Genomic DNA, 24,424 nt, shown 5'->3' with positions numbered 1-24,424 from the left:
ATCCACCGGACGAAAACCCCTAGCCACACCAGGATTCTCCCGCCACCACAACCCCACACCAAGATCATCACCGGCGGGTCGCTCAAAAACGCAACAGCCTCTCAGAGTCCGTGAAGGGTCCCTTCACGGACCTCTACACCGACTTTGCCGGAACCCTGGCCTCTGGGTCCGTGAAGGGACCCTTCACAGCTTTCGCCTGAGTGGGCAGCGCTCGACGGCCGGGCTGTCCGCGTGCCGCGCGCACGATAGTTTTGTAGATGAACCCAGCATGTCAACGCCGGTTTGCCCGGTCAGTTCTCCTGCCTCGCGAAGCGCTGGGCCACGTCCGGGCGATCGGCGAGCCGCGCCGGGAAACCCGGGCCGCGGCGCATCCGGGTGTCACCCGCGCCCAGTTCCGCACCGCAGTGGCCACAGACCACTTTCGCCTCGGTGTCGTGCCCGCAGTCCTCGTGGTGCAAGGTGATCGGCGGACCGGCGTCGGTGGCGAGCCAGCGGTCGCCCCACGCGGTCATCGCCGCGAGCACGCCCCAGAAATCCCGGCCCTTCTCGGTCAGCAGATAGTCGTAGCGCACCGGATCGGCCTGGTAGGGCCGCTTCTCCAGCAACCCCTCGTCGACCAGCCGGCGCAGCCGGTCGGCCAGGGTGTTGCGCGCGATGCCGAGCGCCTGCTGGAACTCGTCGAACCGGCGGACCCCGTAGAAGGCGTCCCGCAGCACGAGCGGCGTCCACCGGTCCCCGAGCAGGTCCATCGTCCGCGCGATCGAACAGGGCCATCGCGCGAAAGAAGTGCGTTTCATGGCGGCGACCATACGCCGTCCGGAAAGTAAACCCCGCAGCTCAGAACCGCTTCCGCACGGAGACCACGACTCCATTCCGGCCGTATGCCCGGGATCCCGATGCGCCATTCGGCTGACATGTGCTACTCCATACGGCGCAACGGCCACACCGAGGCGAACCCGCGGAAAAGAACCGTCAAAGCTATTCTGCCGGATGGACGAAACTTGATCGGAATCGACAGGTTTTCCCGGACCGGCCGCACCACCGCGGGGCAACTTCGGATAACTTGACCTTCGGTGGGATCGACGAGAAGCGGGGAGAGACGGATGGCGAAAAACGGGCGGCACCGCGTGAAGCAGCGGTCGGTCCGGAGCCGGACCGTCGCCGCGCTGGCCGGTGGTGCGCTCGTGGCGCTGCCGGCGTTGACCTCCTCCGGGCTGCCGATCGGCACGCCGGTCGCAGCCGGTGACCAGCAGGTCACCGCGGGCGGCCCGGCCGCCGACCTGCCGCCGGTCGGCGTGGACGGCAGCCTGCCGCAGCCGCCGGTCCCGCAAGCATTGGGCGTGCCCGGCTACGCGGGCACCGGGTCCGCCACGCCGTCCGGCCCGCTGGGCATCCCGGACAGCATGCTCAAGGCCTACCGCAACGCGGCCGACATCATGGCCCGCGAGCAACCCGGCTGCCACGTCGACTGGGCACTGATCGCGGCCATCGGCCGGGTCGAGTCGAACCACGCCCGCGGCGGCTACGTCGACGCCCGCGGCAACAGCCTGGAGCGCATCCTCGGCCCGGTGCTCGACGGGGCAGGCGGATTCGCCGCGATCCGGGACACCGACGGGGGCCGCTACGACGGCGACCAGGTGTGGGACCGCGCGGTCGGGCCGACCCAGTTCATCCCGTCCACCTGGGCGCGCTACGCCTCGGACGGCAACGGCGACGGCGTGTCCGACCCGAACAACATCTACGACGAGACTCTCGCCACCGCGCGGTATCTGTGCTCTGGTGGGCTCGACCTGTCCGGCCTGCCGGCGCAGGCCCTCGCCGTCCGCCGATACAACAACTCACAGTCCTATGTGGACACGGTGCTCGGGTACGCGGCCGCCTACCGCGCCGGGGTCTCGCAGCTGCCGGACAGCCGGGTGCCGATCGGCGCGCCGCCCGGACCGGGCGCCGTGGAGGCAGCGGCCGGCAGCCCGGCGGGTGTCCCCGCGCCGCCTCCGGCACCCCCGGCGACGTCCGCCCCGGGCACGCCGGTCCAGCCGCCGAGCAGCAGCAGCAGCAGCCCGGCGTCCACCAGCGGCAGCCCCACCTCGTCGACGTCGACCGGCGGCAAGCCGACCGGCACGCCGACCAGCGGCACGCCGACCAGCGGCACGCCGACCAGGAGCACGACCACCAGCACCACGCCGACCTGCCCGAGCACGCCGACGACCACGCCGACCACCCCGACCAGCACGACCACCACCAGCACCACCCCGCCGGGCAGCACGCCGACCTGCCCGCCCGTCACCCGCACGGACACCACCAGCACGCCGCAGACCACCACCACCTCGCCGTCGAAGTAAGCCCGGTGGCGTCGTTCGTATAGTGCGGACGACGCCGAGCACGGGAGCGAACGTGGCCTGGAACCCCGAAGCCCTGCCCGACCTGCCGGGCCGCACGTTCGCGGTGACCGGGGCCACCGCCGGGATCGGCTACTTCATCGCCGAGCAGCTGGCCGGTACCGGTGCGCACGTGGTGCTGCTCGGCCGCGCACCGGAGCGGCTGCGCACCGCGGTCACCACCCTGCGCGCGCGGGTCGGGTCCGCGCGGCTGAGCACGATCCCGCTCGACCTCGCCGACCTCGGCTCGGTCGCCGGGGCGGCGGAGCGGCTCGTGCGGCTCGGCCGGGTCGACGCACTGATCGAGAACGCCGGGATCACCGCGCCCGGACCCCTGCGGCGCAGCACCGAGCAGGGTTTCGAACTCGCCATGGGCACCAACCACTTCGGGCATTTCGCACTGACCGCGCTGGCCATGCCGGTGCTCACCGCCTCGGCCGCGCGGATCGTGTCGATGGGCAGCCTGATCACCCGGCTGCGCCGGTTCGACCTCGACGATCTGCAGTCCGCCCGGTCCTATTCGGACTTTCGCGCGTACACCCAGTCCAAGCACGCGGTGCAGTCCTTCGGGCTGGAACTGGACCGGCGGCTGCGCGCGGCGGGCTACCCAGTGCGGTCGATCGTGGCCCAGCCGGGATTCAGCCTGGACCGCTCGACTCCCGACCGGCCGGGGATCAGCACGCGGGTGCCCGCGTTCAGGCTGCTGGCCCCGGTCTGCCAGGGCAAGGACCACGGCGCCTGGTCCGCCGTGCGCGCCGCCGCCGACCCGTCCGTCGAAGGCGGCACCTACCTCGGCCCGGCCCGGCTCGGCGTCGGCCGGCCGGTGCCCGGCACTGCCCCGGCCACCTCCCGCGACCCGGCCCTCGCGAGTCGCTTGTGGACGGTCTCGGAGGAGCTGACCGGGATTCCGTTCCGCATCACCGCGCAGTGACCGGCCCGCCCGCGCCTCACCCGCCCGGCCGACCCACCCGCTCGGCAATACCGTCGAGCAATCGGTCAAGCCCGAACTCGCAGGCGTCACCGGCCTGTTCCCGGGTGCCGCGGTCGAACCCACCCGCCAGCCAGACCCGGTTCATGGTCGGATGCGCCTCGATGTCGAAATAGGTGTCCCAGAACGAAGAACGCTGGATCCACCAGGCATCGTCGGACTGTCCGGTGCTGCGCTCCAGATGCCGGCTCTCCGCTTCCACCGCGGCGTTCGCGTCGACATACCCGGACACGCAGTTCGCCGCCGCGACCGCTTCGCGGGCAGGCAGGCCCAGGCTGTCCATAATGGACAGAAGGTACTCCTGTCCGGCGAACTGGCCGGGGCCGAGCACCGGGCGCACCCGCGAGGTCTCGCGCAGCCACGGATGCCGCAGGTAGGCGTCGCGGGTGCGCTCGGCGTAGAGCCGCACCTGCGCCCGCCAGTCGCCCGCACGGGGTGCGCCCGGCGCGGGCAGCCGCCGTTCCAGCAGAACCTCGTCCACCATCAGGTCGATCAGCTCGATCTTGCCCGCGACGTAGGTGTAGAGCGTCATGGTGCCCGCGCCGAGTTCCCTGGCCACCCGGTGCATGGAGGTGGCGGCCAGCCCGTCCTCGTCGGCCACCGCGACCGCGGCGGCGACGATCTGATCGAGGGTGAGCGTCGGGCGGCGGCCACGGGCCGGCTCGGCCGGATCACCGCCGCGGTCCCGCCACAGCAGCGCCAGCGTGCGATCCACCTCTTCGCTGGACGAATGGCCGGCAGGCCGGCGGTCGACGGTCATCGCACTCCCCTGCGCCGGTCGTTTGCCGGGATCGTACCCGCCGGTTCGGGACTTTTGTCCCCCTCCGCATCGCCCGGAGAGCCGCTACCTTGGAACGTGGGGGTGATCACCATGACGAAACGCAAGCCACCGGGAACGTCGTTCCGCTTCTGGGTGGACCGCCAGATTTCCGACGCACAATCGCGTGGCGACTTCGAAGATCTGCCCGGAATGGGCAAACCACTGCCGCCGCCGACCGGCCGCGACGCCGCGACCGACTGGGCGCTGCGCCGGGCCCGCGAGGGCGACCTCGACGTGAAGGCATTCCTGCCACCTTCTCTCGCCCTGCCCAGGGAAATCCAGGACCTGCCCGCGAAGCTCGCGAAGGTGCGCGCGGAACGGCAGGTACGCGAGATCGTCGAGGACCTCAACGAGCGCATCCGCCAGGCACACCGCCTCCCTCAGGAAGGGCCACTGCTGCGCGCGGGACCGCTGGACGTCGAGGAGGTCGTGGCGAACTGGCGGAACGACCGTTCCTGACCGGACCCCGCGCCCCGGCTACGCTGGATGGTCCATGGTGAAAGGACGACCACAATGCGCGGAGTTCGCCGGGGTGTTGTGCTCGGGCTCGGGCTGGTGCTCGTGCTGGTGCTGCTCTTCGCGGAGCCCTGGTCGGTGTTCGTCCTGCTGCCGCAGTGGCCGGCAGCCGCGACGATCGCCGGCACGGCGCTGTTCGCCGGAGCCATGCTCGCGTTGCCGGCTCTGCTCTACCTCGGCCACCGGCCGAACGGGCGGGACGACGTGGCGCGGCTCGGGGACGGGCTGCTCGGCACGATCTGGGTGCTGTTCGCCTGGAGCATGCTCGGGCACCTGTTACGGCTGGTGCTGCTGGTGTCCGGGGTGGACGATCCGGCGCGCCCGCGGATCGTGGCCGCGGCGACCCTCGCCGTCGTGGCGGTGCTGCTGGCCACCGGGAGCCGGATCGCGCTGCGGGTGCCGCCGGTGCGCGAGGTGGACGTGGTGCTGCCCCGGCTCGGCGCCGGGCTGGACGGGCTGCGCGTCGCGGTCGTCACCGACACGCATTTCGGGCCGATCGATCGCACCCGCTGGTCGGAGCAGCTGGTCGCGCTGCTGAACCGGCTACAGCCGGATGTGGTCTGCCACGGCGGCGATCTCGCGGACGGCTCGGTGGCCCAGCGGCGCAAGCAGGTCGACCCGCTCGGCGGGGTCGAGGCACCGCTCGGCCGGTTCTACATCACCGGCAACCACGAGTACTTCGGCGACGCACAGGCCTGGCTCGACCATATGGCCGGGCTCGGCTGGCATCCACTGCACAACCGCTCGGTGCTGCTCGAACGCGACGGCGCGCGGCTGCTGTTCGCCGGGGTGGACGACCCGACCGGCGCCGCCTCGGGGCTACCCGGGCACGGCCCGGACCTCTCTGCCGCACTGGCCGGAGCAGACCCGGACGTGCCCGTTTTCCTGCTCGCCCACCAGCCCAAACAGGTCGAACAGGCCCGGGAAGCCGGCGTGGACCTGCAGGTGTCCGGGCACACCCACGGCGGCCAGATCTGGCCGTTCCACTTGATCGTCCGGCTCGACCAGCCATCGCTGTCCGGCCTCACCCGGCACGGTCCGCGCACTCAGCTCTACACCAGCCGCGGCGCCGGTTTCTGGGGGCCGCCGTTCCGGGTGTTCGCGCCGAACGAGATCTCCGTGCTCACCCTGAGGTGTGGCTGACGCATGATCCGCGCGTTGATCTTCGACTTCGACGGCACCCTCGCCGACACCGAGGCCGCGGTGCTGCAATCGTGGCGGGAGATATTCGAAAGCCACGGGGTGCCCTTGCCGCTCGACGTCTGGCACACCGTCCTCGGCACGCACAACACCGCGTCGACGATGTTCGCCCTGCTACGCGAGCACGTCACCGAAGCCGACCCGGAGGTGCTGCGGCCCGCGATGCGCGCCCGTGTGCACGAGTTGCTGGCCGACGACGGCCCTCGCGAAGGCGTGCTCACCTACCTCGATGAGGCTGCCGCGCGCGGGCTGACGCTGGCCGTCGCGTCGAGTTCGCCCGCGACCTGGGTTCGCGGTCACCTGGACCGGCTCGGCCTCACGGCCCGGTTCGCTTCGGTGGAAACCGGCGACCGCCACGAGGCGAAACCACGCCCGGACACCTACCTTGCCGCGCTGCGCGCGCTGGCCGTCCCGGCAGCAGAGGCGCTCGCGTTCGAGGACTCGCCGAACGGCGTCGCAGCGGCGAAAGCCGCCGCGCTCACCACCGTCGCGGTGCCGAACCCGATCACCGCGACGCTGGACTTGGGCGCAGCGGATCTCGTGCTGCCGTCGTTCGACGCGGCTTCACTCGGCGAACTGCTGGCCCGCTTCGGCTAGCCGATCCAGGAACACACGCTGCCCCTTGACCAGCTTCTCCCGTGCGGTGTCCAGGTCGAACCACGCCACCCGGTCCACCTCCGGGAACTGCTGCACCTTGCCCGAGCGCGGTGGCCATTCGAGATCGAACGTGCCGGGCACGATCGTGTCCGGGTCGAGGTCGGCTTCCAGCGCCCACGCGGCCACCAGCTTGCCGGACTGACGGACCTCGCCCAACGGCCGGAGCGGACCGTCCGGGACGGGTAACCCCAGCTCCTCGGTGAACTCCCGGCGGGCGGCGGCTTCGGGCTCCTCGCCTTCGTCCAGCTCGCCCTTCGGCAGCGACCAGGCCGCCTCGTCCTTCTTCGCCCAGAACGGTCCGCCCATGTGCCCGAGCAGCACCTCGACCCGGCCCGCGGACCGGCGGAAGAGCAGCAGCCCCGCGCTGCGCCTGACAGCCATCGGGCCAGTCTGCCCGGCACCGGGCGCCGGCGGAAAACCGGGCGGGAAAAAAGATTCCGCACCGGTGTCGATCCCAGGCCGGGCCGTTCGACGCAGGGGTGAAAGCAGCCGAAAAGCCCGGAAAGGACCCACTGTCATGAGCATCGCCACCGCCGCCCCCACCACCGCCACTACGACCGACCCGCGCACCCCGGCCCTGCTCGACCGGGCGCGCCCCCTGGTGCTCGCCCTGTTCCGGATCGTGGTCTCGCTGCTGTTCCTTTTCCACGGCACCCAGGGTTTCGGCCTGTTCGGCGGCGTCGACGGGCACGGGATGGCCGTCCCGTTCGGCGTGTGGCCCGGCTGGTGGGCCAGCGCGATCGAGGTCCTCGGCGCGCTGCTGGTGCTCGCCGGGCTCTACACCCGGGCCGCCGCGATCGTGCTGTCCGGCGTGATGGCCTACGCCTACTTCACCGTGCACGCCCCGCTCGGCCTGCTGCCGATGCAGAACGCGGGTGAACCGGCCGCGCTGTACTCCTGGATCTTCCTCGCCCTCGCGGTCACCGGCCCCGGCGCCTTCGCCCTCGACCGGCTGCGCCGTCGCTGAGCCCGGACGGCCGGACGCCGTTGGATTCCCGCCGCACCGGCGCCGCCACCGGCGGCTCCGGGCGGCGGAACGGAACGAGGTCGCGCAGGAGTTCCCTGGACGCCCAGGCGAGCACCAGCACCGAAGCGATCAGCACGGCGATGAGCACCGATTCCACCGGATACTGCGCGAAAGCCGGCCAGAACCGGGTCAGCAGGTAGCCGAGCGCGATCCCGGCCAGCAGCGTGCCCAGGTGGGAGAGCAGCGCTTCCCGGCTGTGTGCCTGGGCCATCACGCCCCCTTTCACCCGGTATCCGGGCCGGGGATCCGGCACCGACCAGCGCAAAAGCAGGTTTCCAGCCTACCGGCCGGTGCCGGGCCGGAAGCCCTCCCTCACCTGATGAGGCGAGCGGGAGAACCCGCGGACGTCGCGCAAAGTCTCGACGGCCCGCGCCACTTCCGCGTAAGTCGTGTAGAGCGGGGCCAGCCCGAACCGCAGTACGTCCGGCGGCCGGAAATCGCCGAGTACTCCGCGCTCGTGCAAGGCGGCCATGGTGCGTTCGCCGCCCGGATCGCGAACAGAGACCTGGTGCCCGCGCGCGTGATCCCGTGGGGTCGCCACCTCGGCCCCGGGCAGCAGCACATCGAGGCAGCGGAAGAAGAAATCCCCCAGGGCGAGGCCCTTTTCCCGCAGTACCGCCAAATCCACGTCGTCCCAGACGTCGAGCGCGGCATCCAGCGCCAGCAGCGACAGGATGTCCGGGGTACCCGCCCGCGCCCGGCCGGCGCCGTCCGCCCCGCGGTACCCGGCTTCCATCGCGAACGGGTCGGCGTGCCCGGCCCAGCCCGCGAGCGGCTGGTCGAACCCGGCCTGCCACCGCCGGGCCAGATAGACGAACGCAGGCGCGCCAGGGCCGCCGTTCAGGAACTTGTACGTGCAGCCCACCGCGAAATCCACTTCGCACTCGTCGAGCCGAACCGGAACCGCGCCGACGCTGTGGCACAAGTCCCAGACCACCAGCGCGCCCGCCCGGTGCGCGGCCGCCGTGGTCTCCGCCATGTCGTGCAACCGCCCGCTGACGTAGTCGACGTGGTTCGCCAGCACCACCGCAGTCCGCTCACCCGCCGCGGTCCCCAACTCGGCCACCGGTACCCGGCGCAACCTGTGCCCGGTCAGCCGGGCGACCTCGCCGGCCACGTATCCGTCGGTGGGGAAGGTCGCCGCGTCGAGCAGGATCTCGTCCCGGCCGGGATTCGCCCGCACCGCGGCGACCAGCGTCTTGAACAGGTCCACGCTCGTCGAATCAGCCACCACGACCTGGCCCGGCGCGGCACCGACCAGGGGTGCGATCCGCTCGCCGACCCGTACCGGGGCGTCCCACCAGCCCTCGGTCCAGGAGCGGATCAACCGCCCGCCCCACTGCTCACGCACGACCGCCGAAACCCGCGCGGCGACATGCTTTGGCGGCGCGCCAAGGGAGTTGCCGTCGAAATAGGCCACCGCCGGATCGAGGTCGAACTCCGCGCGTTTCGCCGCGAGAGGGTCGGCGGCGTCTAGCGAGACGGCCAGTTCACGGAGGGCGGACAGGGGTGTCATCGAGGCTCCTCGGGGGCGGCTGGGGTCCAGTCAAGCAGCGGTACCGGGCCGGGCCACCGGTGGGTAATTGTCGGTTTTCCCTGTTCAGACGGCCATTTTGGCCAGCCGCGATGCCCTGTTCCGACCGGCCGGAAAGCCTTAAAGTGACCGGCACCACACTTTCCGGAGGAGGGGTCGCCGGTGACCACCTCATATCCCGCGGCCACCGCACAGACCGTGGCCGAACAGACCGAAGGCCGGACGATACCGGGCCTGTTGCGCCGCAATGCCGTCGAATACGGCGACCTGCCGGCGATCACCTCGCTCGACCTGCCCGGACACCCGACGTTGACCTGGCGCGAATTCCGCACCGCGATCGCCGAGGTGTCCCGCGGGCTGGCCGGGCTCGGCCTGTCCCGCCGCGACCGGATGCTGATCATGGCGCCGAGCAGCCCCAGTCACCTGATCGCCGACCTCGCCGCGGTGCACCTCGGCGCGATCCCGTGCACCGCCTACGCCACGCTCAGCCCGGTGCAGATCGGCTACGTCGCCCGGCACAGCGCGGCCACGGTCGTCTTCCTCGCCGGAGCGGACGAGCTGGCCCGCTGGCTGCCGGTGCTGGACGAGCTACCCGCACTGCGGCACGTGGTGATGTTCGACGACGACGCGGTCCCGGACGACGAGCGGTTCATCTCCTACTCCGCCCTGCGCGAAGCGGGCCGCGCCGCGCTGGCCGCCGATCCGGACGCATTCGAGCAATCCTGGCTGCAGATCGACCCGGACGATCCACTCGCGATGATCTACACCTCCGGCACCACCGGCGACCCGAAAGGCGTCGTGCTGTCGCACCGCAATGCGATCCACCAGGGTTACGCGGTGGAAGCGGTCCACGAAGCACCGTTCCACGTCAGCAACATCGCATACCTGCCGCTGGCGCACATCGCCGAACGCGAGCTGTCGATCTACCTGCCGATCCTCTGGGCCGGGCACGTGCACACCGTCGCCGACGCGGCCGGTGTCATCGGCGCGCTGGGCCAAGTACACCCGCAGAGCTTCTTCGGCGTCCCGCGGGTGTGGGAGAAAATGGCCGCAGGCTTGAAGAACATGCTCGCCGGCGTGCCGGAGAAACGGCGTGAAGCACTGCTCTCGGCCAACGAACTCTTGCAGCAGGGCTACAAACTGCGCAGTGCGGGCGAAGAGGTACCCGCCGAACTGGCCGCCCGTATCGCAGAAGCCGATGAGAAGGTGCTCGCCCCGGTGCGGGCACTCCTTGGTCTGGACCAGATCCACGTGGCCGCGAGCGGCGCCGCCGCGCTCCCGCTCGAAGTGCTCTACTTCCTCGCCGGGCTCGGCGTGGAGATCAGGGAAGTCTGGGGATTGTCCGAGACCACCGGCGCGGCGACGGCGAACAGCGCCGGCGCGTTCCGCGCGGGCAGCGTCGGGAAACCGCTGGAGGGCGTCGAGGTGAAGGTCGCCGAGGACGGCGAACTGCTCGTCCGCGGCCCCATCGTGTTCCTCGGTTACCTGCAGGAGGACGGCACGATCGCCGACGCGAAGGACGCCGAGGGCTGGTTCGCCACCGGCGACATCGGCACCATCGACGAAGACGGCTTCGTCTCGATCACCGACCGCAAGAAGGAGCTGATCATCACCTCCAGCGGCAAGAACATCGCCCCGGCCCGGATCGAGGGGCTGCTGAAGGAACACCCGCTGATCGGCCAGGCCGTCGCGATCGGCGACGGCCGCCCGTACGTGACCGCGCTGATCGTGCTCGACGACGAGATCGCCCCCGCCTGGGCCGCGGCCACCGGCGTCGAGGCGGACGGCCTCGACGCATTGGCCGCGCACGAGCGGGTCCGCGCCGAAATCGACCAGGCAGTCGCCGCCGCGAACGACCGGCTGGCCCGCAGCGAGCAGATCAAGCGCTACCACCTGATCACCCACCCGTGGACACCCGAATCCGGCGAGCTGACCCCGACGCTGAAACTCAAACGCCGAGTGGTCAACGACCGCTACGCCGAGGCCATCACCGCGCTCTACCGCTAGGCCAAAGGCTGTGAAGGGACCCTTCACAGCCTCAGCGTCCGTGAAGGGTCCCTTCACCGTCCTCCCCGGCTCAGGCGATCCGGCTGGAGGTGTCCGTCCACTTGCGCAGCCGGGGCGGCACCCGCTTCTCCAGCCCGTAGTTCTCCAGATGCGCGGAGAACACCTCGTCGAACGCCTTCTGCACGGTCTCGGTGTCCCAGGTCGGACGTTCGAGGATCGGCTGCTTCAGGTACGGCTGCCCCATCACGTGCAGCTGCGGGCCGTTGCAGCGGATCAGCTGCCCGGTGATGCCGTGCGAGCCGGCGCCGAGCAGGAACAGCACGACCGGGGCGATCCGCGCCGGCGTGCGGTCCGGCGGACAGGCGCGCAGGGCCCGTTCCGACTTCCACACCATCCGGGTGTGCGCCAGCGGGCAGACCGCGTTCACCCGCACGCCGGACTCCTCCAGATCCAGCGCCCAGGAGTAGGTCAGCGACGCGACCGCGCCCTTGCTCGCCGAGTAGGCGCCCAGCTTGCGCTGGCCCAGCGAGGCGCCGGAGGAGATGTTCACGATCGACCCGCCGGTGCCCGCGCCGACCATCGCGCGGATCGCGGCCAGCCCGGTGTAGAGCACCCCGAGCACGTTCACCTCGATCAGCTGCCGGGCCTGCTCGGCATCGTCCTCCCAGGGCAACGCCTCGTAGTTGAGCCCGGCGTTGTTCACCAGCCCGTCGATCCGGCCGAACTCGCGCACGCAGCGGTCCACGATCGCCTGTGCCTGCGCCGGATCGGACACGCTGTCCCCGCTGGCGACCGCGCGGCCGCCGTGCCGCCGGATGGTCGCCGCGGTCTGCTCGGCGAGTTCGGCGTCGACGTCGTTGCACACCACCGCGCCCCCGGCCCGTGCGACGTGCACGGCGAACGCCTCCCCGAGCCCGCGGCCCGCTCCGGTCACCACCACAGCCTTGTCCTGCATCAGCCCGTCCATAGTTCACTCCCCGTCGCCCGGAAACGGCGGAGGCGAAGGCCCGCTCCGCCGGATCACTTACCAGTGTTAGGCCATTCGGCCCAGCAGGCATGCCGACCGAGACGAACGGCGGCAGAGCTGCGCCGAACGAGTGAGGACCGACCTGCCCCGCGTATCCGGCGGCAGATCAGCCGGACCGGGCGGCACCGATCGCCGGACACCGGCGGGTGGTCAGCGGCATACTGGCAGTCGCGCCGGGGAGCGGACCGGGGTGGAAATGTGACGTCCCGGCCGGAGCCGTCACCGCCGCAGGCAGAATGCGGGCGGGCCTACCCGGCCGGGAAGGGGGAAGTGAGCACCTCGTGAGGACCGACGCGACAGCGCGGCTGAGCGCGCCGCTGCGGAATGTCGAATACCGCGTTCTGTGGGCGGCCGAAGCCATCTCGAGCGCGGGCGACCAGCTGGCCAAGGTCGCGCTCTCCATCCTGGTCTATCACCGCACCGGCTCGGCGCTGTGGGCCGCGGTGGTCTACGCGCTGACCTTCCTTCCCGCGCTGGCGGGCGGGCTCGGCCTGTCCTTCCTCGCCGACCGCTACCCGCGACGCGCGGTGCTCAGCCTGAGTGCTGCCGCGCAGGCGGTGCTGGTGGGGCTGATGAGCGTGCCCGGGATGCCGCTGGCCGTCCTGTGCCTGCTGCTGGTGGTGGTGCAGCTGGCCGCATCACCGGCGAACGCGGCACAGAACGCGATCACCCGTGAGGTCTTCGACGACGACGAGCTGTATCTACGCAGTCAGGACCTGCGCGGGATCACCACGAACACCGTGCAGCTGCTGGGGTTGGCCGGAGGTGGGCTACTGGTGACCGCGGTGGGCGCGTCCTGGGCGCTGGCCATCGACGCGGTGAGCTTCGCCGTGGCCGCGGTGCTGGTCCGGGCCTGGGTGCACAACCGGCCTGCCGCCGGGGGCGAGCACAGCACCTGGTTCTCGGCCACCCGCTGGGTGTTCGGGCGGCGCAGCCTGCGGGTGCTGATCGCCCTGTCCTGGCTGGTCGGGCTGACCGTGGTGCCGGAGGGCCTGGCCGCACCGCTGGCGCAGCAGCTGCACGCTCCGTCCGCCGCGGTCGGCTGGCTGCTCGCCGCCGATCCGCTCGGCTTCGTCGTCGGCGCGTACCTGCTGTCGAAGTTCGTCTCCGCGCCGCAGCGCCGGCGTCTGGCCGGCGTGTTGGCGACGGGTTCCTCTGCCCTCTTGGCACTGTTCCTGCTGCAGCCGAACCTGGCGCTCGCGCTCGCGCTGCTCGCGCTGGCCGGCGCGCTGGGCGCCTACATCATCACGGTCACGGCCACGTTCTCCACCTGGGTGCCGAACGAACTGCGCGGGGGCGCCGGCGGGCTGTACCGCACCGGGCTGCGCGTCACACAAGGGATCGGTGTCGCGCTCGGCGGGGTGGTCGCCCAGGCGACCGGCTCCGCGGTCACCGCCATCGCACTGGCCGGACTGGCCGGGGTCGTGCTGGCGATCCCCACCGCGCTCTGCTGGACCCGGGTCCGGCACTCCGTCGCGGCCGGGACCCTGCAGTGAGCCCCTGGGCCGCGCGCTCCGCAGGCCGGTTCGCGTACCAGCCGGAATTCCGGGTCTTGGTTTCTTTCACGCTTCACGCCTCGCGGTCACGCACGGAACACACCTCCACTCGCATTGTCACGAATCCTCATCCGCCGATCACCGAACTCACGCTTCGCGGTCACGCACTGTTCTTCACCTCCCGCCGTGCTCCATTCACCGGAAAATGCACGCGCATATTCACGCCTCACTTCACGCCTCGCGGTCGCGCATGGGAATTCACCTCGCTTCCGACGGACGACGCGGACACTGATCCGGCTGTCGTCTTCGGGTGGTGGTCGAGTCGAGATGCGCCCCCGGCACAGGAGCGCTTCCGCATCGTCCCCTGGACGGCGTGCCACCGCCGGGGCGATCGGTAAGTGGGATGATACCGGTAACCGAACCCAAAGCGGCAGTGGGAACCACCCGTCCGCCGCGCCAGACACCGCAGGAGGCACTGCCCGATGCCGGGAACCGGACCCGCCGCCGGTGAACCGCCGGAGCCCGGGCACCAGCCGGCCCCGCGCCCCGGCGCCCGGCTGCGCGAGCTGATCTCCGGCAATCCGGTGCGGTCATGGGATCTGTGGACCAAGCCCCGGCGGATGATCGCGTTCCTGCTCTGCTGGGACGCGATCGCGATCGCCGTGCTGACCACCGGCGCGATCGCCTCGACCGGGCCGACCGGGCTGGACTGGGCGCGGTTCGCGGTGCTCGCGGTCTGCGCGACCGTCCACATCCAACTGACGCGGCGGCAGGAGGAGCGCCGCCGCAACCGGATCGCCGCGGTGCACATCGACCTGTCCGGCATCTGGGTCTTCCCCGGGGCGCTGCTGCTGCCGATCCACCTGACCCTGCTGCTGATCCTGATCGTGCGCGGGCAGCGCTGGTTCAATTCCCGGCGACCGCCGCACAAGTTCCTGTTCACCTCCTTCACCCACGCGGTTTCCGCACTGGTGGCCCACGAGCTGTATCAGGCCTTCGCCTCGGAGGAGCTGGCCCGGCTGTCGCCGGAGAACTCGCTGCGGGTGTTCGGCATCCTGATGCTCGTCGGGTTCTGTTACGCGGCACTGCAGGCGGTCGTGATCGGCGGACTGCTCGCGCTCGGCGGCACCACCACCCCCACGCTGCGCAACGTGCTGGGCACCAAGGACGACAACCTGCTCGAACTGTCCACCATCGGGCTGGGCACGATCGCCACCGTCCTGCTGCTCAACTTCCCGCCCGCGATCGTGATCCTGGTGCTCATCACGGTGCTGGGCAACCGGCTGGCGGAAATCAACCAACTGCAGTCCGAGGCCCGTACCGACCCGAAGACCGGCATCTTCAACGTGCGCGGCTGGTCCGAATACGCGGAGCGGGCATTGGTCAGGACCACACGCGGCGGGGACAATCTCGCGCTGCTGATGATCGATCTGGACCACTTCAAATGGATCAACGACACGTTCGGCCATCCGGCGGGCGACGACGTGCTCCGCACGGTCGCGCAGACGATCGACGAGAGCACCCGCCCCAAGGACATCACCGGCCGGTTCGGTGGTGAGGAATTCCTGGTGCTGCTGCCGGAAGTGGATGCCACCGCGGCGAAGGTGACCGCCGAGCGCATCCGCACCGCGATCGCCGAGCAGCGCATCGTGACCACCGACAAGCGAGGCGGCTCGGCGGTCATCAGCGGCCGCACCGCCTCGATCGGGGTGGCCCTGCTCGGCCCGGACGGAACGACCCTGGAAGAGCTCCTGCAGGCCGCCGACACCGCGGTCTATTCGGCGAAGGAAGGTGGCCGCAACCAGGTGCGGTTCGCCGACAGCGCGCCCCCGGAAGCAGAATGACGCACACGGCACGGATTACCCACGCCGTCGCGGCATACGCCGCGTCCCCCAGCGCAAACCCGTTCGGGCAAACAACTGGATCAATCGTCGCCGATCCGGCAGCGCGCCTCGGGTGCCCGGTGGATTATTCTCAGCCGGCGAGAACGAAATAAACCACAACGAACTCGCCCGGCACCGGATCACGCCGGCAATTCAAGCAAGTTGTTCGGTTTTCGACCCGTCGGGAACCGACCGAGTAACAATTCCGCCGGTGCGCCCTAGGTGCCGGGGAGCACTCCGGGGACGCCCGCTCCCGGTATCCGGCACCGGCTGGCACCCTGGAACACATGCCAGCCGACCGTGCCACCGTTCGCGTCCGACGTCCGTGGTCGACGTCCGCCTGGCTGCTGCTCGTACTTCTGGTGGTGTTCGGGTTCGGCGTGATCGCCTCCCGGCCTGCGGCACCGCCGGACCAAGGCCCGCCGACCGGCGACGTGCTCGCCGCGCAGAACGCCATCGCGGCACTCACCCACCCCGGTCCGGCGCCGACCGCGCTCGCCCAGCTGCCCGCGGACTTCACCGCGGTCACCGGCGTACGGCCGGGTGTACTGCCGGCCCGCGACGGCACAGTGCGCGCCGTGCACGTCGACGGCGGCTGCTCCACCCCGTGGGGCGACGACAACACGAAGTGGGACTACTCCGTCCCGTGCAAGGCCCACGATCTGGGATACGACCTCCTCCGCTACGCGGACAAGAAGGGCCATCCGCTCGACGCGGAGGTCCGGGCCTCGCTGGACTCCCGGCTGTCGCAGGACATGCACCACACCTGCCCGCTGAACCCGATGGATTCCCCGAAGACCTGCCAGCTGGTCGCCACGCTGTACTCGGCCGGGCTGGTGGTCAACTCGTGGCACCAGCGCTGGGGTCCGCCGGTCGGCGACCCGATCGGCTCGCTGGTCGCCGGGGTGCTGGTGATCGGCTGTCTGCTGGTGGCCAGGATGCGCGGCTGGCTCACCGCCCGCCGCAGCTCGATCCGGGCCTTCCCACACGGTGCCCCGCGTCCGTGGGCGGTGGCCGGAGCGGCCGGAGTGGTCCTGCTGGTGCTCGGCGAATCGGTGGCCGCGCTGGCCGACTGGGCCGGCGCGCCGGAGAGCGCGTGGTCGCCGATCACCTGGCTGGCGCAGCTGGCCCCGCTCCTGTTCTTCGCCTGCGGCCGCGCGAACGCGGCGGGCTGGCGAGCCGAACGCGACCGTGGTTACCGGCATTACCTGGCCGAACTGGCCAGCCCGTTGCTGCGGCCAGGGCTGATTTTCGCGGTAGTCGCCTTCCTGGTACCGCTGGCCCTGGAGCTGCTGGGCATCCCCGGGGGCACCAGTACGAAGGTCATGGAGATCGCGCTGCACCCGTTGTGGTTGCTGGGGGTCTACCTGCTGACCATCGTCTGCGCGCCCATTCTGCTGGCGCTCTATCGCCGCGTACGGCTGTGGTCGGTCGCCGGGCTGGCCGCGGCAGTCGTGGCCGGTGAAGTCGCCGCGGCCGTCAGCGGCTCGTCCTGGCCGCGCTACGCCGCGACGCTCGCGCTCGCGCTGCTGGCCCAGCAAGTGGCCTTCGCGCACGCAGACGGAGTACGTCTGCCCCGGCCGTGGCTCGGCATTGCCGCAGTCGCCGGGGTGACCGGGCTGGTCTTGGCGACGACCGTGTTCGGCGCCTCGCCCGTCCTGCTCGGCAGTCAAGGCGCCCCCTCCGCGCTGTCCGCGGCGCCGTGGGAAGTGCTGCTGCTCGGCATCAGCCAGTTCGGGCTGGCCGGGTTGTTCGCCGCGCCGTTGCGGCGTTGGGCCGCCCTGGGCTGGGTCAGCCGCGCGACGAGGCTGCTGCTGCGTGCGCCGATGAGCCTGTACCTGGCGTTCCTGGCCGCGATGCTGCTGCTGGTCGCGGTGGTCTATCTGCCCGGCCGGATCGCCGACGGCCTGACCTGGCTGGTCCGCCCGCACACCGCGATCGCGCTCGCGCTGCTGCTGGTGCCCGCCGGGCTGGTGTTCTGGTGGTTCGAGCGGCACCCGCGTGCCTCGCAGCACGGTCCGGTACCCGCCCCGGTCCGCCCGGATCCGCCGACCGGCCGGGTGCCGGTGCTGCTCACCAGGTCCGCCGCGGCGCTCGGTATCGGCTACGCGACGCTCGGGGTGTTCGGTTTCGCGCTCGCCCGCTTCGGGGACGCGTCGGCGGACGCGGACGTGCTCGGCGTCCGCTTCGACCCGGTGCAGAGCCTCGTGCACCTGTTGCTCGGTGTGCTCCTGCTGCACACCGTGCGGACCGGTGCCGCGGCGAGAGCCGGCACCTGGCTGGTCTGTGCGCTGGCCTGCGTGCCCGCGCTGATGGCGGCGAGCAGCGGAGTTGCGCCGGGTGCGGTGACCGTGGTGCTGCACGTCACGACCGCGTCGTTCGCCCTGGTCGCGGCCGGTTCGTGCGTCCTGCCGGCGCGGCGGGCGGCGAGCGCGGCCGGCTGAGCGCCGCGACACGCGCACCACCGGCCGGGCGAAACGGCCGCCGATACCCGACGATAGTGGTAGGCACCACACGACCGGGGGCGGTGTGCGGCCGTCGCAACCCCACCCCGGCACCATGCGTCTCCGGAACGGAGAGGCGAACCCGACGAGAAGGAGCCGACCGCGTGGATCACCCGCCTCGGAACGGGCAAGGCGGCCGCCGCCCCGCTCGCTCCCGGCAGGACCCGCCCGGATGGGAAGCCGGCCGGCGCCTCCCGCAGCCGTACGAACAGCCGCGCGGCCGCCGGGAGGCACCAGCCGGTCCGCCGCGCCGCCCGGCACCGCCGCCCCCGCGCGCGGTCCCTTCCCGGCGGAACCCGCTGCGCGGCGCGAAGATCGCCGTCGCCGTGGTGTCCCTGCTGGTGATGGGCCTGACCGGCTACGCGTGGGCCTCCCTGCAGGGCCTGGTCAACGGCCTGAACTACGCGAACGTGATCGACAACAACGGCGGCGGCGACAAGCCCGCGGACGGCGCGCGCGACATCCTGCTGGTCGGCCTCGACAGCCGGACCGACGCACAGGGCAATCCGCTCTCCCAGGAGCAGCTCGCCCAGCTGCGGGCCGGAGAATCCGACGGCGAGCTGAACACCGACACGCTGATCTTCGTGCACATCCCGAACGACGGCAGCAAGGCCGTGGCGATCTCGCTGCCCCGCGATTCGTACGTGGACATCCCCGGCGGTTACGGCAAGCACAAGATCAACTCGGCGTACGCGCGAGCGATGCTGCAGGCCCGCAAAGACCTGCAGGCCCAGGGCGTGACGGATCCCAAGCAGCTCGACGTCCAGGCCAACCAGGCCGGGGCGAAGCAGCTGATCGCCACTGTGCAGGAGCTGACCGGGTCCACCATCGACAACTACGCGGCGATCAACCTGCTCGGGTTCAGCGACATCACCCAGGCCATCGGCGGGGTGGACGTGTGCCTGAAGGACAACGTGAACGACCAGTACTCCGGCGCGCAGTTCACCAAGGGCGAGCACACCATCGCCGGGGTGGAGGCGCTGGAGTTCGTCCGGCAGCGGCACGGCCTGCCGCGCGGCGATCTCGACCGGGTGGTGCGCCAGCAGGTGTTCATGGCCGGGATGGCCCGCAAGATCCTCTCCGCGGGCACGCTGACCGACCCGAGCAGACTCGGCGCGCTGATCGACGCGATCAAGAAGTCGGTGGTGCTGAACCAGAATTGGGACATCTTCAGCTTCGCCCAGCAGATGAAGGGGCTGACCGGCGGGCAGCTGGAGTTCCGCACCATCCCGACCGAGAACGTCGAGTACCGCACGCCGGACGACGGAGTCGCGATCCAGGTTGACCCGGACAAGGTGAAGGCATTCGTGCAGGGTCTCGCCGGGCCGCGGGAAAACAGCGGGGCACCGTCGCCTTCGCAGCCCACCGCCACGCACCAGGACGTCACAGTCGACGTGCGCAACGCATCAGGCCGGGACGGGCTGGCCGCGAGCGTCTCGAAGCAGCTGACGAGCAAGGGCTTCACCGCCGGCGACACGGCCAACTCCAGTTCGCGCAAGACTTCCGTGATCTGGGTGCCCAGCGGCGGCGAGGAAGCCGGCAAGGCGGTCTCCGCCGCACTCGGCACGCAGGCCACCGTGCAGGAGGACAAGAGCGTGCAGAAGGGGCACGTGACGGTGTTCCTCGGCTCGGACTTCCAGCCCGCCGCCGGCGCCTCGGCCGGTTCGGGCGCCCCCCAGGCCCCCGCCGCCGCACCCACCTCGTCCGCACCGGCGCCGGCCGGATCCGACGATCAGCCGATCACCGCCGAGGGCGTGCCCTGCGTCAACTGACGCTCGACTGCTCCATTCGGGGGACGCTCCGGCAAATCACGAAAACTTTTCCGCGGAACCCGCGTAAGGACTCACGACCTCGGCACTTTCACCACCGCAAGACGCGGGATTTCGTGAGGGGCAGGGGACAGGCAGTGATCGACGCGGAGCGCTACCAACGAGTACTCGGGGACGAGCTGCGCAGGCTCCGGCGCGACCGGGGCTGGACTCGCAAGGAGCTGAACGAGCACCTGCAGAGCGAGATCTCCCTCCAGACACTGGCAACCTACGAGCTGGGCACCCGGCAATGCTCGGTGGTGCGGCTGGTCGAGCTGTGCGTGGCCATGGACGAGCTACCCCAGGACCTGCTCGCCAAGGTGCACCGGCGCGTGTTCGTGGAGGAGCCCGGCCGGGTCCGGGTGGACCTGCGCCGGGTGATCGCCGAGGCGGGTCCGCAGCTGGCCCCGCTGCGCCGCTGGGCCGAGGGACGGCTGCGGCAGGGCAAGGCGGGCAACGATTCCGCCGCGCCGGCGCCGTCCGGGACCGCCGCGCACGAAGTCTCGTTCGATTTCGCCGCGTTGGAACGCATGGCCGAACTCTGCGGGGTGCCGACCGCCGAACTGGTCGGGCATCTGCGCAACCTCGCCCCGGCCTGAGCCAGGGGCGACCTCCGGACCACGGAGGGGACTTTTCGCGGCTCCTCCCCTGTCGCGAACGTCCCCTCCGTGCTTGGCCATCGGGCCGCAAGCGCCTTATTACCGTGAGTAATATTACTGTCGGTAGAGTGTGCGCCGTGACCACCGCCAAGCGCAAGCGCATGCCCCGGGCCGAACGCGAGCAGCAGATGATCGCGGTCGCCGAGCAGGTCTTCACCGAACGCGGCTACGCGAGCGCGTCGATGGACGAGATCGCCGAACTGGTGGGCGTGTCCAAACCGATGCTGTACGAGTACTTCCACTCGAAAGAGGGCCTGCTGCTCGCCTGCATCCGGCAGTCGCGGGCGGCTCTGCGCGAAGTGACCGCGCAGGCGACACTCGGCGCCACGTCCGCCGAAGACGCCCTGCGGAAGGGGCTGCTGGCGTTTTTCGTCTTCATCCGCGAACGGCGGGAGGCGTGGTCCTTGCTGCGGCAGGAGATGGCGCTGATCGGGACCTCGGCGACGAACGAGATCGAGGAAACCCGCCGCCAGCAGACGGATCTGATCACGGCGCTGCTCAACGACCACCTCGACGCCGGCGACACCGTGCAGGCCGAGGCTTCGGCCGAGATCGTGGTGGGCGCGTGCGAGCGGCTGGCGATCTGGTGTGAGCGGTTCCCGGAGATGACTCCGGAGAAGGCCACCGGGTACGCCATGGAGGTGATCTGGACCGGATTGTCACAACGAGCGATCTGATGTGCGCGTGAAGATGCGCGTGCATTAGGCCATTCGGTCGTTACTCACCGCAAACCCCGACCGTTACTTGTGACACAGAGTTTCGTTGAGGTATCGATGAAGGGGTAGAAAGACCCACGGAGTGTCGCGATTGCGGCAGGGGGCCGGAATCGCGTCATGAGTGTGCAGTGGCTGGGTCCCACCCGGTGACGCATGCTGATGACGAGAGGGGTGAGGCAGTGGTGGAAACGATCACGGCGACGTACGAGCACGACAACGACGACTGGACGATCACCGTCAGCGGCCGTGGCAAGGAGCTGACCGCGAAAGCACCGGGCATCATCGCCGCCCGGGACCGCGTCGACCAGCTGGTCGAGAAGCTCGCTTCGAACGAGCACCCCACCGTCGTGCACCTGCTGAACGGCAACGCGCTCGAGTTCACCAGCGCGTACATGACCGCCCGGCTGACTCTGCCGGAGCAGGCGCCCCTGGAGGTACCGCCGTCAGGTGGGAAGAAGGACCCGGCGACCGCCACGGACCCCGTAGGATCCGACGCCTCGGGCACAGCCGCCACCGACGCTCCGGAGGTCCCGGCTCCGGCGAGCGGCGAGCCGCCCCCCGAGGCCACCGCCGGCAAGCCGGCGCTGCACCCGAGCAAACAGCTGGCGAAGGAAGTCCAGGACCGGACTCCCGGCGAGGTTCCGGTTCCCGGCACGGCGACCGCCTCCCAGGTCGCCCGCGCCTGACCCGTTCACTCCGGCCGTCACTCAAGTGAGTGACGGCCGGATGCGTGATGTCTGACCGGCTGAACAGCACTGTTGCCGCAACCCAGCGTGGCAACAGCTCCGGAACGTTCGTACATTCGGCGGAACCACCCACCCAGCCCTTGCCAAGAGCTCGGCCTTCACCCACTTGGGCGAACCATTTGCCGCCGCGCGAACACCTGTCCGCGCTGATCAGCCCAGCAACCGGGCAGCCCCGAGCCAATGGCAAGATCCGCCTGGGGCGGGTCAGCGGAAGAGCTTGCGAACCAGCAATACAACAACCAGCGCGCCGAACCCGATCAGCGGATACTTGATCTTCGGGTCGTCCAGCTTGGCGCGCACACCGTCCTTCGCCGCGTCGGCGAGCTTCTGCGGGTTGGCCTTGGTGCCCAGCTGATCGAGCGTCGCCACCAGAGCGCTCCTGGCCTGCTCGATCTCACGCTCGATGGTCTCGGGATCGCGAGCCACGTGCCCTCCTCGCCGGATCGGACTGACAAACGCCCACGGTAGAGGACGACATCCCCGTCCCGGCCACCGGCCACGCCGAGCACCCACGAACGTGGCGCGCGCTACGATCCCCCACAAGGTTCGCGGGGCCGTAGCCCAATTGGCAGAGGCACACGGTTTAGGTCCGTGCCAGTGAGAGTTCGAGTCTCTCCGGCCCCACCGCGTCGGCTTGACCAGCAACTTCAGTTCAGCGACTGAAGTACGTAAACCACTGCGTGCCACAGACTTGCCACACCACTGAGTTATGAAGCCCTGAGGTGTAGCAGTCGGTATCCTTTGCGAAGGGAGTGCGCGCCCGTGGGGTGTGGACGAGTCGTAAGGCCAGGTGCACCCGGGGAATACCGGGACCCTGGCCTTACGCATGTCCCCCTCTGCAGCGGTTAGGATCGTGACGTACCTCTTCGCGGAGGAATCGCCCCCAGCTGCGCAATTCACCGGAGGGCATGGCCCGGGCTGGTACCCGTCACCACAGCAGCCGGGCCAGATGCAGTGGTGGAACGGCGCACAGTGGACGCCGTCGTTCGCTCCCCAGCAGAGCGAGTAGCTGAGCAGCAGAGCCCCGGCCACCTTCGCGGCGGCCGGAGCTCTTTCGCGTACTCAGGTGCCAGTCAGCTGCACTACGCTCAGCGGTCGCGCCAGGCCAACGGGGACAGGGCGGCGGCGGCCTCGGCGATTCGCCGGCCAGTCTCGGTCGTGAGGCCCTTGCGGGCGGAGTCGATCCAGCCCGCGACGCGCTGGACGCCGATGTCCCGGTACTCGACGGCTTGGAGCAGCATTTCGAGCTTGTCGGCGTCCTTCGCGCACCGCGCTTCGAGGGTCTCGCGGGTCTCGTACTCGTCCACCGCGGTCCGGACCATCGCGCGGGAGGCGTCCGGGAGCGCGGCTGTCTGGTCAGCGGTGATCTCGCGCGGCTCCGGCTTGCTCAGGTACTTGGCCGCCGTGTGCGGGATGTCCCCGATGCGGGTCTCCTGCGTGTCGTGCCACAGCGCGAGGAACGCGGCCCGCTCCGGGTTCGCACCTTCCTCGGCGGCCAGGAGCGCGGCGATCTGAGCGGCCCGCATGCTGTGCTCCGCGATCGACTCGGGATCGCGGACGCCAGCGTGCCACCACCCCATGCGGCGGATGCGCTTGAGCAACCCGAGCTCGTAGCCGAACGCGGCGAGAGCGGTGGGCTCGTCTGGCATGAGATATACTCCCTATCGGTCGGCGAGACGCAGAGCGTAGTGAAGGCCGGCAACCTGGTCACGTCCGTCGCGCGTGAGCACGTCGGCGGACGTGAGCACCTCCAGTGCCTCCGATAGCGCGTCACGGGCGGCGGAGCGTTCGGTCAGCAGCGCGGGTCGGCTGGCCACGAGTGTGTGCACGGTGTGCAGGTTGAGCGGCAGGTGGGGCGATGCCGGGTCAAGGCGGCTCACCAAGTGGTGGAACAGCCGCACACCCGCCCACGCCCTGGTGTCGTCCGCGGCCATGAACATGTCGTCTGTCTGGTCGTCGGGCAGTTCGCCGGTCCAGTGCGCCCAGTAGTTGAGGTTCGCGAGCTCGGCGCGGGAACCGGTGGTGCGCGTGACGAAATCGTGCAGGTGGGAGCTGTCGCCGGCCGAGGCCAGGGCGACGGATGCCGAGCGGGCCTCTAGATCGGCAGCCGCAGTGTGGGATGTTTGTCGTGTTGTCGCTGGTAGTGGCTGTGGCGAGCGCGGGTTTGGTGGCGTCGTCGCCAGAGTGACCAGTGATCGGTGTGTGTGGGTGGGTGCGCGGGGTCGGTGAGGGTGGCCCAGAGTCGTCTGATTTCGTTGCAGGATAGGGGAATCAGGTGTTCTGTGGCGTCGGAGGTGCCCCCTTTTCGGTGCGGGACCGTTCATCGTGGGCTGTGGTGGCGAGGAACGCGGCGGCGAGCATGGACAGGGTGATGTGCCGGTACCAGGCCGCGTATTTGCGGACCTGGTAGTGATCCGTGCGACACGAGGTCGCACATGTCGAGTGAATACGCAGGTAG

At 70.4% G+C, this 24,424-nt stretch carries 24 protein-coding genes, 1 tRNA gene and 1 pseudogene; 16 read left to right on the top strand and 10 right to left on the bottom strand.

Going from position 1 to position 24,424, the window contains the following annotated elements:
- Positions 1–290: 290 nt before the first annotated feature.
- Positions 291–797 (bottom strand): winged helix-turn-helix transcriptional regulator, encoded by a 507-nt coding sequence (locus tag D5S19_RS27405; protein WP_120026272.1) that lies wholly within the window; start codon positions 795–797, stop codon positions 291–293.
- A gap of 306 nt (positions 798–1,103) precedes the next feature.
- Here D5S19_RS27405 and D5S19_RS27400 point away from each other — a divergent pair, with 306 nt between their 5' ends.
- Positions 1,104–2,342, top strand: coding sequence for a lytic transglycosylase domain-containing protein (locus D5S19_RS27400; protein ID WP_120026268.1), 1,239 nt, complete (start codon positions 1,104–1,106; stop codon positions 2,340–2,342).
- 52 nt (positions 2,343–2,394) lie between these two features.
- The gene (locus D5S19_RS27395; protein WP_120026267.1) at positions 2,395–3,309 is read left to right on the top strand and encodes an SDR family NAD(P)-dependent oxidoreductase; all 915 of its coding nucleotides are present in this window, start codon (positions 2,395–2,397) and stop codon (positions 3,307–3,309) included.
- Between the two features lie 16 nt (positions 3,310–3,325).
- Here D5S19_RS27395 and D5S19_RS27390 read toward each other — a convergent pair whose 3' ends face one another.
- The gene (locus tag D5S19_RS27390) at positions 3,326–4,126 is read right to left on the bottom strand and encodes a TetR/AcrR family transcriptional regulator (protein ID WP_120026266.1); all 801 of its coding nucleotides are present in this window, start codon (positions 4,124–4,126) and stop codon (positions 3,326–3,328) included.
- A 111-nt stretch (positions 4,127–4,237) separates the two neighbouring features.
- On the opposite strand from D5S19_RS27390, the gene D5S19_RS27385 reads away from it, so the two are divergent.
- The 3 genes from D5S19_RS27385 to D5S19_RS27375 are packed head-to-tail and all read left to right on the top strand — an operon-like array spanning position 4,238 to position 6,499.
- Entirely contained in the window at positions 4,238–4,645 is a 408-nt protein-coding gene (locus D5S19_RS27385) for a DnaJ family domain-containing protein (protein WP_120026271.1), read from the top strand.
- Between the two features lie 54 nt (positions 4,646–4,699).
- Entirely contained in the window at positions 4,700–5,845 is a 1,146-nt protein-coding gene (locus D5S19_RS27380) for a metallophosphoesterase (RefSeq protein WP_120026265.1), read from the top strand.
- A gap of 3 nt (positions 5,846–5,848) precedes the next feature.
- Positions 5,849–6,499, top strand: coding sequence for an HAD family hydrolase (locus D5S19_RS27375; RefSeq protein WP_120026264.1), 651 nt, complete (start codon positions 5,849–5,851; stop codon positions 6,497–6,499).
- Here D5S19_RS27375 and D5S19_RS27370 read toward each other — a convergent pair.
- Positions 6,467–6,940 (bottom strand): NUDIX domain-containing protein, encoded by a 474-nt coding sequence (locus D5S19_RS27370; RefSeq protein ID WP_120026263.1) that lies wholly within the window; start codon positions 6,938–6,940, stop codon positions 6,467–6,469. The two genes, D5S19_RS27375 and D5S19_RS27370, sit on opposite strands and share 33 nt — an antisense overlap.
- 136 nt (positions 6,941–7,076) lie before the next feature.
- On the opposite strand from D5S19_RS27370, the gene D5S19_RS27365 reads away from it, so the two are divergent.
- A complete protein-coding gene (locus D5S19_RS27365) occupies positions 7,077–7,526 on the top strand; it encodes a DoxX family protein (protein WP_120026262.1) in 450 nt (149 codons plus the stop codon).
- On the opposite strand, the gene D5S19_RS27360 is transcribed toward D5S19_RS27365, so the two are convergent.
- Together D5S19_RS27360 and kynU are read right to left on the bottom strand one after the other, a co-directional pair.
- A complete protein-coding gene (locus D5S19_RS27360; RefSeq protein WP_120026261.1) occupies positions 7,480–7,797 on the bottom strand; it encodes a hypothetical protein in 318 nt (105 codons plus the stop codon). The two genes, D5S19_RS27365 and D5S19_RS27360, sit on opposite strands and share 47 nt — an antisense overlap.
- Before the next feature lie 69 nt (positions 7,798–7,866).
- Positions 7,867–9,102 carry a kynureninase gene (gene kynU, locus D5S19_RS27355; protein WP_120026260.1) on the bottom strand — a complete coding sequence of 412 codons (1,236 nt, stop codon included), beginning with the start codon at positions 9,100–9,102 and terminating at the stop codon, positions 7,867–7,869.
- A gap of 180 nt (positions 9,103–9,282) precedes the next feature.
- On the opposite strand from kynU, the gene D5S19_RS27350 reads away from it, so the two are divergent.
- Entirely contained in the window at positions 9,283–11,127 is a 1,845-nt protein-coding gene (locus D5S19_RS27350; protein WP_120026259.1) for an AMP-dependent synthetase/ligase, read from the top strand.
- Between the two features lie 70 nt (positions 11,128–11,197).
- On the opposite strand, the gene D5S19_RS27345 is transcribed toward D5S19_RS27350, so the two are convergent.
- On the bottom strand, positions 11,198–12,094 hold the full coding sequence (locus D5S19_RS27345; protein WP_120026258.1) for an SDR family NAD(P)-dependent oxidoreductase: 897 nt from the start codon (positions 12,092–12,094) through the stop codon (positions 11,198–11,200).
- A gap of 365 nt (positions 12,095–12,459) precedes the next feature.
- Here D5S19_RS27345 and D5S19_RS27340 point away from each other — a divergent pair, with 365 nt between their 5' ends.
- From D5S19_RS27340 to D5S19_RS27310, 7 genes are all read left to right on the top strand, one after another.
- Positions 12,460–13,650, top strand: a complete 1,191-nt coding sequence (locus tag D5S19_RS27340; RefSeq protein ID WP_120026270.1) for an MFS transporter — start codon at positions 12,460–12,462, stop codon at positions 13,648–13,650.
- 482 nt (positions 13,651–14,132) lie between these two features.
- Positions 14,133–15,494 (top strand): GGDEF domain-containing protein, encoded by a 1,362-nt coding sequence (locus tag D5S19_RS27335; protein ID WP_120026257.1) that lies wholly within the window; start codon positions 14,133–14,135, stop codon positions 15,492–15,494.
- Between the two features lie 326 nt (positions 15,495–15,820).
- Entirely contained in the window at positions 15,821–17,977 is a 2,157-nt protein-coding gene (locus D5S19_RS27330) for a phospholipase A2 (protein WP_120026256.1), read from the top strand.
- Between the two features lie 164 nt (positions 17,978–18,141).
- Positions 18,142–19,809: an LCP family protein gene (locus D5S19_RS27325; RefSeq protein WP_120026255.1), complete on the top strand. Its 1,668-nt coding sequence runs from the start codon at positions 18,142–18,144 to the stop codon at positions 19,807–19,809.
- A gap of 134 nt (positions 19,810–19,943) precedes the next feature.
- Positions 19,944–20,444, top strand: a complete 501-nt coding sequence (locus D5S19_RS27320) for a helix-turn-helix domain-containing protein (protein WP_120026254.1) — start codon at positions 19,944–19,946, stop codon at positions 20,442–20,444.
- A gap of 137 nt (positions 20,445–20,581) precedes the next feature.
- Positions 20,582–21,181, top strand: a complete 600-nt coding sequence (locus D5S19_RS27315) for a TetR/AcrR family transcriptional regulator (RefSeq protein WP_120026253.1) — start codon at positions 20,582–20,584, stop codon at positions 21,179–21,181.
- 218 nt (positions 21,182–21,399) lie between these two features.
- On the top strand, positions 21,400–21,906 hold the full coding sequence (locus D5S19_RS27310) for a hypothetical protein (protein ID WP_120026252.1): 507 nt from the start codon (positions 21,400–21,402) through the stop codon (positions 21,904–21,906).
- Positions 21,907–22,170: 264 nt separating this feature from the next.
- On the opposite strand, the gene D5S19_RS27305 is transcribed toward D5S19_RS27310, so the two are convergent.
- Entirely contained in the window at positions 22,171–22,392 is a 222-nt protein-coding gene (locus D5S19_RS27305; RefSeq protein WP_120026251.1) for a DUF3618 domain-containing protein, read from the bottom strand.
- Positions 22,393–22,516: 124 nt separating this feature from the next.
- On the opposite strand from D5S19_RS27305, the gene D5S19_RS27300 reads away from it, so the two are divergent.
- A tRNA-Leu gene (locus D5S19_RS27300) sits at positions 22,517–22,590 on the top strand.
- Positions 22,591–22,792: 202 nt separating this feature from the next.
- Entirely contained in the window at positions 22,793–22,975 is a 183-nt protein-coding gene (locus tag D5S19_RS33635) for a DUF2510 domain-containing protein (RefSeq protein ID WP_120026250.1), read from the top strand.
- A 79-nt stretch (positions 22,976–23,054) separates the two neighbouring features.
- Here the strand turns inward: D5S19_RS33635 and D5S19_RS27290 are convergent, their stop codons facing one another.
- From D5S19_RS27290 to D5S19_RS27275, 3 genes and pseudogenes are all read right to left on the bottom strand, one after another.
- A complete protein-coding gene (locus tag D5S19_RS27290) occupies positions 23,055–23,615 on the bottom strand; it encodes an HD domain-containing protein (RefSeq protein WP_120026249.1) in 561 nt (186 codons plus the stop codon).
- Positions 23,616–23,627: 12 nt separating this feature from the next.
- On the bottom strand, positions 23,628–23,906 hold the full coding sequence (locus D5S19_RS27285) for a hypothetical protein (protein ID WP_120026248.1): 279 nt from the start codon (positions 23,904–23,906) through the stop codon (positions 23,628–23,630).
- A 331-nt stretch (positions 23,907–24,237) separates the two neighbouring features.
- Positions 24,238–24,424 (bottom strand): annotated as a pseudogene (locus D5S19_RS27275) (hypothetical protein); the annotation flags it as partial.

Origin of the sequence: Amycolatopsis panacis (assembly GCF_003600245.1) — a bacterium.
Lineage (GTDB): Bacteria > Actinomycetota > Actinomycetes > Mycobacteriales > Pseudonocardiaceae > Amycolatopsis > Amycolatopsis sulphurea.
The sequence above is the reverse complement of the archived record's forward strand: the minus strand, read 5'-3'. Positions and strand labels throughout refer to the sequence as shown.